This window comes from Pseudomonas sp. B7, assembly GCF_016735645.1.
In the GTDB taxonomy this organism is placed as follows: domain Bacteria; phylum Pseudomonadota; class Gammaproteobacteria; order Pseudomonadales; family Pseudomonadaceae; genus Aquipseudomonas; species Aquipseudomonas glycinae.
Map to the genome: position 1 here is coordinate 343,122 of NZ_JAERRE010000006.1, position 14,098 is coordinate 357,219.

Annotated in this window: 9 protein-coding genes; 4 read left to right on the forward strand and 5 right to left on the reverse strand. The window is 62.0% G+C overall.

The annotated features are described in order from the left end of the window. Positions 1-6: 6 nt before the first annotated feature. Entirely contained in the window at positions 7-3,072 is a 3,066-nt protein-coding gene (gene fdnG / locus JKA62_RS16285; RefSeq protein WP_201818635.1) for a formate dehydrogenase-N subunit alpha, read from the reverse strand. 219 nt (positions 3,073-3,291) lie between these two features. Between fdnG and JKA62_RS16290 the strand changes: the two genes are divergently transcribed. From JKA62_RS16290 to JKA62_RS16305, 4 genes are all read left to right on the forward strand, one after another. After that, positions 3,292-4,440 carry a MalY/PatB family protein gene (locus JKA62_RS16290; protein ID WP_201818636.1) on the forward strand — a complete coding sequence of 383 codons (1,149 nt, stop codon included), beginning with the start codon at positions 3,292-3,294 and terminating at the stop codon, positions 4,438-4,440. Positions 4,441-4,535: 95 nt separating this feature from the next. Then, a complete protein-coding gene (locus JKA62_RS16295) occupies positions 4,536-5,393 on the forward strand; it encodes an SDR family oxidoreductase (protein ID WP_011334108.1) in 858 nt (285 codons plus the stop codon). A gap of 90 nt (positions 5,394-5,483) precedes the next feature. Then, the gene (locus JKA62_RS16300; RefSeq protein ID WP_011334107.1) at positions 5,484-6,095 is read left to right on the forward strand and encodes a Yip1 family protein; all 612 of its coding nucleotides are present in this window, start codon (positions 5,484-5,486) and stop codon (positions 6,093-6,095) included. 48 nt (positions 6,096-6,143) lie between these two features. Then, positions 6,144-7,505: a cation:proton antiporter gene (locus tag JKA62_RS16305; protein WP_201818637.1), complete on the forward strand. Its 1,362-nt coding sequence runs from the start codon at positions 6,144-6,146 to the stop codon at positions 7,503-7,505. A 13-nt stretch (positions 7,506-7,518) separates the two neighbouring features. Here the strand turns inward: JKA62_RS16305 and JKA62_RS16310 are convergent, their stop codons facing one another. The 4 genes from JKA62_RS16310 to JKA62_RS16325 all read right to left on the reverse strand — a co-directional run bounded on the left by JKA62_RS16310 (position 7,519) and on the right by JKA62_RS16325 (position 14,032). After that, positions 7,519-8,055 carry a hypothetical protein gene (locus tag JKA62_RS16310; protein WP_201818638.1) on the reverse strand — a complete coding sequence of 179 codons (537 nt, stop codon included), beginning with the start codon at positions 8,053-8,055 and terminating at the stop codon, positions 7,519-7,521. A gap of 79 nt (positions 8,056-8,134) precedes the next feature. Next, positions 8,135-10,054 carry a hybrid sensor histidine kinase/response regulator gene (locus tag JKA62_RS16315; RefSeq protein ID WP_011334104.1) on the reverse strand — a complete coding sequence of 640 codons (1,920 nt, stop codon included), beginning with the start codon at positions 10,052-10,054 and terminating at the stop codon, positions 8,135-8,137. Positions 10,055-10,064: 10 nt separating this feature from the next. Continuing rightward, positions 10,065-12,383: an ATP-dependent DNA helicase gene (locus tag JKA62_RS16320; RefSeq protein ID WP_011334103.1), complete on the reverse strand. Its 2,319-nt coding sequence runs from the start codon at positions 12,381-12,383 to the stop codon at positions 10,065-10,067. Further along, entirely contained in the window at positions 12,380-14,032 is a 1,653-nt protein-coding gene (locus JKA62_RS16325; protein ID WP_201818639.1) for a VRR-NUC domain-containing protein, read from the reverse strand. The genes JKA62_RS16320 and JKA62_RS16325 overlap by 4 nt, the downstream gene beginning before the upstream one ends. Between the last annotated feature and the right edge of the window lie 66 nt (positions 14,033-14,098).

Sequence of the window (14,098 nt, forward strand, 5' to 3'; positions counted from 1 at the left end):
TCTCCATCAGAGCTTCTCCACGTTGACCAGGAATGACTTGGATTCCGGGGTCTGTGTATTGCCATCGCCGAGAAACGGCACCAGGGTGTTGGTCAGGTAACCGTGGCGCGTCAGGCCGGTGAAGCCCCAGTGCAGCGGAATGCCGATCTGGTGCACCACCTGGTTGTTGACCTGCAACGGCCGGATCCTTTTGGTCACCACCGCCACCGCTTCAATGAACCCGCGCTTGCTGCTCACGCGAACCCGATCCCCGGCGACGATGCCTTTCTCTTTGGCCAACACCTCGCCGATTTCCACGAATTGCTCGGGTTGAGCAATCGCGTTCAACTTGCAGTGCTTGCTCCAGAAGTGGAAGTGCTCGGTCAACCGGTAGCTGGTGGCGGCGTACGGGTAATCCTTGGCCACGCCGAGGCTGTCCCACACCGAATCGAAGATCCGTGCCGCCGGGTTGCTGGTGGCTTTCTTGTTGTCCGGGTGCAGCGGGTTGATGCCGATCGGCGTTTCGAACGGCTCGTAATGCTCGGGAAATGGCCCTTCGTTCATCTTGTCGACGGCGAAGAACCGCGCCACGCCTTCGGGGTTCATGATGAACGGGTTCATCCCGGCTTCCGGCGGCACGTCGGCCTTGTAATCCGGCACATCGGTGCCGCCCCAGGCCTTGCCGTTCCACCAGACCAGGCGCTTTTTCGGATCCCACGGCTTGCCGGCGACGTCTGCCGAAGCGCGGTTATAGAGAATCCGCCGGTTGGCCGGCCAGGCCCATGCCCAGCCTTGATGCTGATGCATGCCGTAAGGGTCGTTGTTGTCGCGGCGGGCCATCTGGTTGCCGGCTTCGGTCCAGCTGCCGCAGAAAATCCAGCAGCCGGACGCGGTACTGCCGTCATCCTTGAGCTGGGCGAACCCGGCCAGTTGCGAATTGCCCTTGATCGCCGCACCCGTGGCGTCGGTGAAATCGGTGGTGGCGTAGCCGTTGACCTCTTTGGCGATCTCTTCCGGCGAGGGTTCTTCGGCGATCTTGTACGGCCACGACAGTTTCAACAGCGGGTCGGCGAATTTGCCGCCCTCCGCCTGATATCGCTCACGCAGACGCAGGAACAGCGCACTCATGATTTGCACGTCGGTGCGCGCCTCGCCGGGGCCGTCGGCGCCTTTCCAATGCCATTGCAGCCAGCGGCTGCTGTTGACCAGCGAGCCGTCCTCTTCGGCAAAACAGGTGGTTGGCAGGCGGATGACTTCGGTCTGGATGTCGGCGCTCTTCACATCGTTGAATGGCCCGACGTGTTCCCAGAACTGCGAAGTTTCGGTGGCCAGCGGGTCCATCACCACCAGCCATTTCAGTTTGGCCAGTGCCGCCATCACCCGGTTCTTGTCCGGCAGCGCGGCAATCGGGTTGAAGCCCTGACACATGTAGCCGTTGACCTTGCCCTGCCCCATCAGGTCGAACACCTTGAGGATGTCGTAGTTGGGGATGTCGAGTTTCGGCAAGTAGTGGTAGGCCCACTGATTCTCGGCGGTGGCATTGGCGCCGTACCAGGCTTTCATCAGGCTGACGTGGAATTTGCTGTAGTTCTGCCAGTAGGACAATTGCCCCGGCCGCAGCGGGACTTGCGTGCGTTTATGGATGAAGGCCGCGTAATCCTGCTCGGCGTCGGTCGGCAAGGTCAGGTAACCCGGCAGCGCGTTGGACAGCAGACCAAGGTCGGTCAGGCCCTGAATGTTCGAGTGCCCGCGCAAAGCATTGACCCCGCCGCCGGGCATGCCGACGTTACCCAGCAGCAGTTGCACCATCGCCGCGCTGCGAATGATCTGCGAGCCGATCGAGTGCTGGGTCCAGCCCAGTGCATAAAGAATCGTCATGGTCTTGCCCGGCGCCGAGCAAGTGGCGATTTCCTCCCAGATCTTTTTCATCGCATCGACCGGCATGCCGCAGATCTGGCTCGCCAGGTCGATGTTGTAGCGGCTGTAATGCTGCTTCATCAGTTGATAGACGCAGCGCGGGTCCTGCAGGGTCGGGTCGACTTTGACGAAGCCGTCCTCGCCCAGTTCGTAACCCCAGGTGGATTTGTCGGTGTAGCTGCGCTTGGCCGCGTCGTAACCGGTGAACAGCCCGTCCTCGAAGCCGAATCCGGCTCTGACAATGAACGATACGTCGGTGTAGTTGCGCACGTATTCGTGCTGGATCTTGTCCTCGGTCAGCAGGTAATTGATCAGCCCGCCCATGAACGCGATGTCGCTGCCGGTGCGAATCGGCGCGTAGTAATCGGCCACGGACGCGGTCCGGGTAAACCTCGGATCGACCACAATCAGCCGCGCGGCGTTGTGCGCCTTGGCTTCGGTCACCCATTTGAAGCCACAAGGGTGGGCTTCTGCTGCGTTGCCGCCCATCACCAGGATCAGATTCGCATTGGCGATATCGGTCCAGGTGTTGGTCATGGCTCCACGGCCGTACGTCGGGGCAAGACTTGCCACCGTCGGGCCGTGTCAGACACGCGCCTGGTTATCGAACCCCAGCATGCCGAGACTGCGAACCACCTTGTGGGTGATGTAGCCCGCTTCGTTGGACGCTGCCGACGCCGCGAGGAAGCCGGTGGTCAGCCAGCGATTGACCGTCTGGCCCTGGGCGTTCTGCTCGACGAAATTGGCGTCGCGGTCGGCCTTCATCAGGTCGGCGACGCGGTCGAGGGCTTCGTCCCAGGTGATCCGGGTCCATTCGCTGCTGCCGGGCTTGCGCACCTGCGGGTACTGCAAGCGGCCGGGACTATGAATGAAGTCCAGCAGGCCGGCGCCTTTCGGGCACAGGGTGCCGCGATTGACCGGGTGGTCGGCGTCGCCCTCGATATGGATGATGTTTTGCGCAACGTTCTTCGCCGCGTCGCCCTGGCTGTACATGATCAAGCCGCAACCGACCGAGCAATACGGGCAGGTGTTGCGGGTTTCATGGGTGTGGGCAAGCTTGAAGTGGCGCACCTGCTCGGCGAAGGCCAGCGTCGGGGCCATGCCCAACGCGCCCAGGCTAGAGCCTGCAAGGCCGATACCGGCGACCTTGAAGAACTGACGACGGCTGAGATCCATCGTGCACTCCTGATCAGGTGGAACCCGGTACTGGTGCCGGGTTTGTTCTGGACAATCACGGTGGCGGCACACAGGTACCGACTTTTTCACTGTAGACAATGCCTCTGGGACCTGTGTGAAAACCGACCGTCGGCCATTCATCGGTCACAAGTTCGCGCCCACAGGGGATGGGGGTTTATCATCGCCGGCACGACCCATCTCCGCCTTCAGAGACCGCGCATGACTTTCGATTTTGATCAGGTATTCGACCGCCACGACACCGGCAGCACCAAGTGGAGCCGCTATCCGGCCGACGTGTTGCCGATGTGGGTCGCTGACATGGATTTCGCCGCGCCGCCGGTGGTCATCGAGGCGCTGCAACAACGCCTGCTGCACCCGTTGGTTGGCTACAGCGTGGCCCAGGACAATTTGCGCGAAGCCATCGTCGCCGACCTCTGGAACAAGTTCGCCTGGCGGGTCAAACCGCAAGAGCTGATCTTCCTGCCGGGCGTGGAGTCGGGTTTCAACATGGCGCTCAAGGCGCTGGTGCAACCGCAGCAGAACGTCGTGGTGCAAACCCCGAACTACCCGCCGCTGCGCCATGCACCGGGCCATTGGGGCCTGAACAAGGTCGAGCTGGAATTCAACGCCCAGGCCGACGGCACCTACGCTACCCCGCTGGACGCCTTGCGTGAATCCCTGCACGGCGGCGGCGCCCTGCTCCTGAGCAACCCGCACAACCCGATCGGCAAGGTCTTCGGCCGCGAAGAACTGCAAGCGGCGGCGGACATCTGCGTGGCCCAGGACGCCTGGATCATCTCCGACGAAATCCACGCCGAGCTGTGCTACGACGGTCGCGTACACATTCCGACCGCCTCCCTGAGCCCGGAAATCGCCCGCCGCACCATCACCCTGATGTCGGCGAGCAAGGCCTACAACATCGCCGGTCTCAAGACTTCGTTCATGATCATCCAGGACGCCGCCCTGCGCGAACGCGTCAACCACGCCCGTTGCGGCATGGTCGACAGCGTCAATCCGTTGGGCATGGAAGCTACCCGCGTGGCCTACAGCGAAGCCGGTCCGTGGCTCAAAGAACTCAAGCAGTACCTGCAAGCCAATCGTGACTGGCTGGTGGATGCGGTGCGCAACCGCTTGCCTGGCGTGACCATCAATGTGCCGCAAGGCACGTACCTGGCCTGGCTCGATTGCTCGGCGCTGGATCTGGACGATCCGCAGAAGTTCTTCCTGGACCACGCTCGCGTCGGCCTCAGCCCGGGTCTGGACTTTGGTGACCACAGCCAGCAATTCGTGCGCCTGAACTTCGGCTGCCCGCGTTCGATGCTGGAAGAAGGCATTGCCCGGATGGAGCGAGCCCTCAAGTCCCGCTAATCACGTCAGGGCAAACCCAAGCGTCAATCCGATCGAACTCAGCGCAAACGGGCCGGGTCAACCGGCCTACCTGCCCTGAGACCCGGAGATTGACGATGACCGACTATCCAAAACCCCCGTTCCCGAAACAGGCGCAACCGGTTCCCGGCTCCCAGCGCAAGATGGAGCCGTATCCTGATTGCGGCGAACAAAGCTACACCGGCTCCGGTCGGCTGGCCGGCAAGATCGCCTTGATCACCGGCGCCGACAGCGGCATCGGCCGGGCGGTGGCCATTGCCTTCGCCCGCGAAGGTGCCGATGTGGCGGTCGCCTATTTGAATGAACATGAAGATGCCAAGGAAACCGCGCGCTGGGTCGAACAGGCCGGTCGCCAGTGCCTGTTGCTGCCTGGTGACATTGCGCAGAAAGCCCAGTGCCAGGCATTGGTGGATCAAACCGTTGAGCACTTCGGCCGCATCGACGTGCTGGTCAACAACGCGGCCTTCCAGATGACCCATGAAACCTTCGAGGAGATTCCCGACGACGAATGGGTGATGACCTTCGACGTCAACATCACCGCGATCTTCCGCCTGTGTCAGGCCGCCATCAAACACATGGGACCTGGCTCCTCCATCATCAACACCAGTTCGATCAACTCGGACATGCCCAAGCCCACCCTGCTCGCCTACGCCACCACCAAAGGCGCGATCGCCAATTTCACCGGTGGTCTGGCGCAAATGCTCGGCCCGAGGGAAATCCGCGTGAATTGCGTCGCACCGGGGCCGATCTGGACGCCGCTGATCGTCTCGACCATGCCCGATGAGGAAGTGCAGCATTTTGGCGAGCAAACACCACTGGGGCGTCCCGGCCAGCCAGTGGAGGTCGCGCCGATCTACGTACTGCTGGCATCGGATGAAGCCAGCTACATCACCGGCCAGCGCTACGGCGTGACCGGCGGCAAACCGATGCTCTGAACCGCCTGCCAGAAAAAGTGAACCGCTGGACACGGCGACCTCTCCATACCTTCATGGCCCGTTCGGGTTGCAAGAGATCAGGAGGTCGTCATGTCTGCGCCTATTATCAAACTCTTCACCCAGCCGAACTTCGCCTGGACTGACATCCGCCGCGAAGAAGAGGCTCATCCACGCCATTACCTTGCTCACCTGCTGTTGCTGGCCCTCGTCCCGGCGGTGTGCCTGTTCATTGGCACCACGTATGTCGGCTGGAGCCTGGCGGTGGGTGAAACCGTAAGGCTCAGCAGTGCCAGCGCCTTGCAACTGAGTGTCCTGCTTTACGTCACCATCGTGGTCGGCGTGGCGATCATCGGCGGATTCATTCGCTGGATGTCGCGCACCTTCGATGCGCGGCCGACGCTCAACCAGTGCATCGGTTTCGCGGCATACACCGTCACCCCGTTTTTCATCGCCGGGCTCGCTGGCCTGTATCCCAGCCGCTGGCTGGCGGTGCTGGTGCTCGGCGCGGCGTCGATCTATTCGACGTTTCTGCTGTTCGTTGGCCTGCCGACTTTCATGCACGAGCGCAAGGAACAGGGTTTGCTGTATTCGGCCAGCGTGTGGGGTGTCGCGCTGCTGGTGCTGGTGACGTTGTTGGTGTCGATGATTCTGCTGTGGTTCAACGTGCTGACGCCGGAATACCTGCGCACGACTGCGGGTTAGGCCGGTTATGTCGGGGCGGCATCGAACTGACCTTACAGGCCGCGCGTCATGAGCTTCATCATCTGGGTAGCGGTGCTCGGTGCCGTGCTGCTGACCCTGGCGCTGACATCGTCGTACCTGCGCTGGATGCCGGTCACGACCTCGGCTGTTTGTCTGCTGCTGGGCGTCGGCATCGGGCCGGCAAGCCTCGATCTGCTGAAACTGCCGTTGAATGAAGCCTCGTTGTGGATGGAGCACCTGACCGAAGTCGCGGTGCTGTTTTCCCTGTTCGTCTGCGGTTTGAAGTTGCGGTTGCCTTTGCGCGACAAACGCTGGCGGATTGCTTTCGGCCTGGCGGGCCCGGTGATGGTGCTGACGATCATTGGCGTCTGCCTGTTGCTGCATTTTGGCCTGGATCTGAATTGGGGCCCTTCGCTGTTGATCGGCGCGATTCTGGCACCGACCGACCCGGTGCTCGCGGCGCTGGTACAGGTCAACGATGCGCGGGACGTCGACAGCGTGCGCTTCGGCCTGTCCGGCGAGGCCGGGCTCAATGACGGCGTTGCATTTCCCTTCGTGATCTTCGGGCTGTTGCTACTGAACGGTGAAGGGTTTGCCGCCGAGTGGCCAGACTGGGTACTGCGCAGCCTTGTGTGGGCGGTTCCGGCCGGGTTGCTTTGTGGCTACTGGATGGGCCGTGGCATCGGTCGTCTGACCCTCTCGCTACGTATCCGCAACGATGACAGCACTCTGAGCCCGAATGACTATCTGGCCCTGGCGTTGATTGCGCTGGCGTATGTGGTGGCTGAATCCATCGGTGGCTACGGTTTTCTGTCGGTATTCGCCGCCGGCCTCGGCTTGCGACAGGAGGAAGTCAAATCCACCGGCGCCCATCAACCACCCGCCGAACACATGGTGCAACCGGTTGTCGGTCATCAGAATGTCGAGCCGCAGCAGGCGGTGCACGGCGATACCGAGCGGCTGGAAGACAGTCAGGTGGCCGCCGGCATCATGATGGGCGACATGCTCGCCTTCGGCGGTCTGGTCGAGCGGGCGATGGAAGTGTTTCTGGTCACGCTGCTGGGTGTGGTGCTGGTCAGTCACTGGGACTGGCGGGCGTTGCTGGTCGGCGGCGTGCTGTTCTGTGTCATTCGTCCCGTGTGCGTGGCGTTGATGCCGTGGGGATCGCTATTGGCAGGAGGCCAAAGATTGCTGATCGGCTGGTTCGGCATTCGTGGTATCGGCAGTCTGTTCTACCTCTTTTATGCGCTGAACCATGGGCTGGGCGACAGCGTGGGTACGCTGTGTACCGACCTGACCCTGTCGGTGGTGGCGCTGAGCATTCTGCTGCACGGTATCAGCACCCAGCCGATTCTCGCCCGCTACGAGCGGCGTAAAAAACCGGTCAATCCTAAACAGGACGGCCGTTGAACGCGGTGGTGCTTCAGCTTCCCGGGTTGGTCACCTGAATGTAGAAGGCATAACTGCCGAGCAACATCCAGAACGTGGCAAAGATCCACGGCGTACGAATGGAAAACAGCAGTGACTTGCGATAGCCCTTGTGGCTCGACTCCATTTCGCTGAACAGCGGCGATTCGTCATAAGCCAGGCCCATCAGGGGTTCGCTGCGCAGCAATTCACTCTGCTTGAAGTGCCAATGATCGATGATGTCATAGGCGGCACGAATTCCCGGCCAGGCGTTGAGCGAACTGAGCAGACCGAGCAGGGCCAGGAATGGTGGCACCACCAGGGTGAACAACTTGCCCCACTCGGGGTTGAGGTTGGCCATGCAGGAGGCGAAGGCAATCACCAGAAACGATTGCGCGGCCAGGTAGGCATCGGTGCGGTTGGCCAGGATGCTGGTTTCATACTGGATTTCCCGTCGGTAGAAATCCAGCCGTTCCTTGGGAGAACCGAACATCTTGGCGTTGTGCTCGGTCAAGACTTCTTCGGCGGTCGGTTGGGTCAGTATGCGTGGCACGGGAAACGCTCCGTAAACAAAGCGTTTGGAGGCGCCACGCTGCGGACAAGTTCAGCTGGATCGTGCGAGCCCCCCCGGTTCACTTCATCGACCGGGCAATGATCTCCACCAGATTCAGCTGATTGAACGGTTTCGACAGCCGCGGCAGCCCTGCTGCAAAACCCTCGAGGCGTTCGGCATAGCCGGTGGCGAGGATGATCGGCAGATCCGGCTTGAGCAGGCGCACGGCGTGAGCCAGTTGCGCGCCGCTCATCTGTGGCATGGCCATGTCGGTGATCATCAGATCGATGACCTCGCCTTGATCGAACAGCTCCAGCGCCTGGGCGCCGGAAGTGGCGCTGAGCACCCGATGGCCGAGGTCTTCCAGCAGCAGAACCGTGCTGGTGAGCACCAGACTGTCATCATCCACCACCAGCACGCTGAGGCGCGGCACCGAATCGGTGGACACCATCGGGCCAAGCGGTTTGGCGACAACACCGTCGATGGCCACCGGCAACCACAGCTCAGCGGTGGTGCCCTGCCCCTGGGTGCTTTTCAGAATGAAGCGGCCACCCAGTTGTTCGATGAAGCCATGGACCATCGACAACCCCAGACCCGTGCCCTTGCCCAAGCCTTTGGTGGTGAAAAACGGATCGGTTGCCGACGCCAGCGTTTCAGCGTCCATGCCCTCACCGGTATCGTTCACCCTCAGGCAGACATAGCGCCCTGCCGCCAGAGTTGAATCGTTCTGTTCGAGCACCACTTCGGGTTCGGCACTGATGGTGACGCTGCCGCCTTCGGGCATGGCGTCGCGGGCGTTGGTCGCCAGATTGAGTACCGCAAGCTCCAGTTGGTTGCTGTCGGCCAGCACCGCTTGCAGGTCTTCGGGAAACTGCGTTTCGATGCGGATCCCCGGCCCCAGTGAGCTGCGCAACAGCCCGGTGATGCCCTGCACCAGTTTCGGGATTTCGATCGGTTCGGTCTTGAGCTCCTGACGCCGGGCGAAGGCCAGCATGCGTTGGGTGAGCGACACGCCGCGCAATGCGCCCTGCGTGGCGTTCTCCAGCAGACGGCTGACTTTCGGGTCGTCGCCTACGCGTTTGCGCACGATTTCCAGGTTGCCGAGGATCACCGTCAGTAAATTGTTGAAGTCGTGGGCGATGCCGCCGCTGAGTTGGCCGATAGCCTGCATTTTCTGCGCCTGGAACAGCGCCTCACGGGTTTTCTCCAGGGCCTGTTGTGCCTGGGTAGCCTCGGTGACGTCGCGGGTAATCTTGGCAAAACCGAGCAAGGTGCCGGTGTCGCCGCGAATCGCATCGACCACCACATGGGCCAGAAACCGCGTGCCATCCTTGCGCAGGCGCCAGCTCTTGTTCTCGAAACGGCCCTCACGCACCGCGGTTTCCAGGGCCCGCTGGGGTTCACCGGCCTCACGGTCTTCCGGGGTGTAGAACATCGAGAAGTGCTGGCCGATGACCTCATCCGGCTTGTAACCCTTGATCCGCTGCGCGCCGGGGTTCCAGTTGGTCACCCGGCCTTCGGGGCTCAGCATGTAGATCGCATAGTCGGTGACGCCCTGCACCAGCAGGCGAAACTGCTGTTCGCTCTGCTTGAGGGTTTCTTCGGCCATCTTGCGGTCGGTCAGGTCGCGGGTAATCTTGGCAAACCCGAGCAGTTGCCCGCTCGGGCTGAAAATCGGGTCGATCACCACGTGGCACCAGAAATGCGTGCCGTCCTTGCGTACCCGCCAGCCTTCCCCCTCGAACCGGCCTTCACGAATTGCCGTGTCGAGTGCCCGCTGTGGCAAACCGTTGGCACGGTCTTCATCGGTGTAGAACCGGGAAAAGTGTTCGCCGAGGATCTCCGCCTCTTCATATCCCTTGAAGCGCTTGGCGCCGGAGTTCCAGCTGGTAATGATCCCCTCGGGGTCGATCATGTAGATCGCATAATCGACCACCGCATCGATCAGCAAACGAAAACGCATGTCTTCGATTGCAGCGGACTTCTTGTTCTCGCTCATCAGGCTTGGCTCAAAGCAAATTCTCAATGACAGGAGTATGCGTCAAACCGGTGGAATGGACAGCCGCTTCTGCTTGATCGATTTGCCACCAGCGCGGCAGCAACTGCCGAATCCGGCCCTCGGCAAAACGATCATCGATCAGCATCACCACGCCGCGATCCTGCTGGGTGCGGATCACCCGTCCGGCGGCCTGTACCACTTTCTGCACGCCGGGGAACAGATAGGTGTAGTCGTAGCCGGCGCCGAAGATCGCGGCCATACGGCGTTTCATCTGTTCATTGACCGGGTTGAGCTGAGCCAGCCCGAGGGTGGCGATGAACGCGCCGATCAGCCGCGCGCCGGGCAGATCGATGCCTTCGCCGAACGCGCCGCCGAGCACGGCGAAGCCGATTCCCTGGCTGTCGGCGGTGAATTGATCGAGAAACGCCTGACGCGCCCCTTCGTCCATGCCCCGGGATTGCTGCCACCGGGTGATGTGAGGGTGGCGCTCGGCCAGCAACTGCGCGACCTGTTGCAGGTAATCGAAACTGCTGAAGAACGCCAGGTAGTTGCCCGGACGTTCACTGAACTGGCGGGCGATCAGCTCGACAATCGGTTCCAGCGATGCTTGCCGGTGCGTGAAACGCGTGGAAATCCGGCTGACGATCTGCACCTGCAATTGTTCGGCGCTGAACGGCGACTCGACGTCGATCCAGACCGTGTCGGCCGGCGTGCCGAGCAAATCCGCGTAATAGTGGCGCGGGCTGAGGGTGGCGGAAAACAGCACGCTGCTGCGCGCCGCCGTCAGGCGCGGGCCGATGAACGCCGCCGGCACCACGTTGCGCAGGCACAGTTGCGATAACGGGCGTTTGCGTTCGAGGTCACGTTTGCTGATGTCGAACAGGTAATGCGCGTCGAACAGTTCCGCTACCCGACCGAATTGCAGCATCTCGAAGTAGAAATTCTGCAATCCGCTGTCGAGTCCTTGCGGGTGATCGTTGAGGTAGTCGCCGATGCTCGCCGTGCAGGATGAGAGCGCCTGCAACAGTTTTTCCGGCGCCTTGTCGTAGGCCTGATACGGCGCCAACTGGTCATTGTGCAGGGCGTTCCATTCGCGATTGACCCGTTGCAACGACTTTTTCAAGGCCTCGGGCGCGGTTTTGCGCACACTGCCCAGTGTTGCCTGATCGAGCGTCGCGCTGTACATCTGCCGCCCGCGCTCGACCAGGTTATGCGACTCGTCGACCAGCACCGCAACGTTCCATTGATTGAACTGAGCCAGACCGAACAGCAGCGCGCTGAAATCGAAGTAGTAGTTGTAGTCCGCCACCACCACGTCGGCCCAGCGGGCCATTTCCTGGCTCAGGTAATACGGGCACACCGCATGCTGCGCCGCGACTTCACGCAGTGCGGCCTGATCCAGCAGACGCAATTGGCTGGCGGCTTCGCGGGCAGCGGGCAAACGGTCGTAAAAGCCTTGGGCCAACGGGCAGGATTCGCCGTGGCAAGCCTTGTCCGGGTGTTCGCAGGCCTTGTCCCGGGCGACCATTTCCAGCACCCGCAGCGGCAAGGTTTCGCTGTGATCGAACAGCACTTGCGCCGCATCCAGCGCCAGTTTGCGTCCGGGTGTCTTGGCGGTGAGGAAGTAGACCTTGTCCAGTTGCTGCGGCGCCATCGCCTTGAGCATCGGAAACAGGGTGCCGAGGGTCTTGCCGATCCCGGTCGGGGCCTGGGCCATCAGGCAGCGGCCGGTGCTGACGGCTTTGAACACCGATTCGGCGAGGTGACGCTGGCCGGGGCGAAACGCGGCATGGGGAAACCCCAGCTGCTGCGCCGCCCGGTTGCGCGCTTCGCGGTGGGCCATTTCCTGTTCGGCCCACGCCAGGAACAAACCGCACTGTTGTTCGAAGAACTGCCGCAGCGCATCGGCGCTGAACGCTTCGACCAGACAGGTTTCCTTTTCCGTGACGATGTCGAAATACACCAGCGCCAGATTGATCTGCTCAAGCTGCAATCGACAGCACATCAACCAGCCGTAAATTTTTGCCTGGGCCCAATGCAACGAACGGTGATTGGCCGGTTGCTTGCTCAGGTCGCCGCGGTAGGTTTTGACTTCTTCCAGGCAGTTCTGCTTCGGGTCGTAGCCATCCGCCCTACCCTTGACCTTCAATGGCCCGAATGCGCCCTCCAGCGCCACTTCGCTTTGGTAGGCGTCGTTGCGCCGGGACGCCACGGTGCGATGCCCGGCGATGCCCTCCAGCGCAGTCGGTGACGGGGTGAAGCGCAGGTCGAGGTCACCGGTTTTCGCGGTGAATTCGCACAGCGCCCGCACCGCGATGCTGTAGCTCAAGCGCCCTGCTCCGCCCATTGCACGTAACATACGGCGATCGGCATCCGGTGCGTGTGGCAGAACTCCAGCCAGCGCAATTGATTGTCTTGCAGCCGATCGCCCGGGCCTTTGACTTCGATCATCCGGTAGGTCTTGTGCTGCGGCCAGAACTGGATCAGGTCGGGCATGCCGGCGCGATTGGCCTTGATGTCCAGCAGCAGACGGCTGAACCAGTGCTTGAGGTGTTCGGCCGGCAGGCAGGCCAAAGCCTGCTCCAGCAGTTCTTCATTGAGCGCGCCCCAGAAGACGAACGGCGACTGCACGCCCCATTTGGCGGCGAACCGCGCGCGGATGGTGTCGGCATAACGGCCATCGTCAAGTTCGGCCAGACAGGCCTGGAACAGCTCGGTGCGTCGGAGCTGGAAGTCTTCATTGAGCAAATCCACCGGGCCACGCTGGAACGGGTGAAAGAACGCGCCCGGTAACGGCGCGAAGATCGCCGGCCAGCACAGCAGGCCGAACAGTGAGTTGATCAGGCTGTTTTCCACGTAATGCACCGGGCCCGTTTCTTCGTGCAGGTGCGCCTGAACGTGATACTCCACCGACAACGCCGGATCGAGACGCGGCAGGTGCAGATCCAGCCGCTCCACCATGCCCGACGCGGTGCGTTTGATCGGTGGGCCGCCGAGCTTGCGCCGCAAGCGCGGCAACACCCGTTGCAGGCCCTGCTGTTCGGTGGCGGTTTCCGGCGCCTGCTCGGCGAGAACCGCCAGTTCCAGGGCAAGCGCATATTCGGCGCTGCGCTTCAGCACGCGGATCATCCGCAATCGGGCGCCGGGATAGGCGCAGTCGCGATAGATCTTCAGGGCCAGGGCGAATTCGCCGAGGCGCTCGCAGTATTGGCCGATCTGGAACAACAGCTTGCCGCGCCGGCGTTGCAGCCACGGGTTGTCGAAATGCAGCGCCGCGACCTGTTCGACGATCGGCTCCAGCGGCTCGCCGGCTTCGAAATACAGCTGGCAGTCGTGCAGAAACAGGCAGGCGTCGACGTCCGCGCGGCTGCGCAAGCCCCGGGAATCGGCGCTGAATTCGACTTTCTCATAAGTGAAGATGCCGAGATCGGCGAGCACGAACTCCGACCAGTCCTGATAGAGGTTGCCGAAGAACATCAGGCGAAAACGATCGCACAGGTCCATCAATGTCAGGCTGAGCAGCCGGTCCGCCAGCGCCGGGCACCATTGCCGGAAACTGCGGGGCTCGGGAAATCGGTCGTGCAGCAGCGGCAGCCAGTCGACTTTCTTGCCTCGGGGCTGGTCGATGGCCGGGCCGAAGGCTTGCAGGATCTCGGCCTTGAGCAACACCTCGAACAGATCCGCCATCGACAACGGCGCCTGTTCATCGAGCCAGCCGTGATCCAGCAGCGGTTGCGCCGCCTCGGCGATGTCGCCGATTTCCGGATAATTCAGCTTGCCGGCGCGAAAATGCACGCCCTTGCGCATCACCATCCGCACCAGCAATCCCTGGGATCCGCGCGGCAGTGTCTTGAAGTCGCGGATGAAGGCGTGCTCCGCTTCGCTCATGACATCGGCGTAACGAAGCTCAAGCCAATCAAGCACCTGGCGGAAGTTGTTGAGGTAATAGAACGGGTCGTCGAGGGGATTGGCAGTCACGGTGGTTTCGGGGCCATGGCAAGCGAGTACTGGTTATGCGTACAGATACCAGCCCGCCCCGGCGGG

Bases quoted from the DNA above. Each gene is read 5' to 3' on its own strand.
- JKA62_RS16290 (WP_201818636.1), top strand. From the start codon at position 3,292: ATGACTTTCGATTTTGATCAGGTATTCGACCGCCACGACACCGGCAGC.
- JKA62_RS16295 (WP_011334108.1), top strand. From the start codon at position 4,536: ATGACCGACTATCCAAAACCCCCGTTCCCGAAACAGGCGCAACCGGTT.
- JKA62_RS16300 (WP_011334107.1), top strand. From the start codon at position 5,484: ATGTCTGCGCCTATTATCAAACTCTTCACCCAGCCGAACTTCGCCTGG.
- JKA62_RS16305 (WP_201818637.1), top strand. From the start codon at position 6,144: ATGAGCTTCATCATCTGGGTAGCGGTGCTCGGTGCCGTGCTGCTGACC.
- JKA62_RS16315 (WP_011334104.1), bottom strand. From the start codon at position 10,054: ATGAGCGAGAACAAGAAGTCCGCTGCAATCGAAGACATGCGTTTTCGT.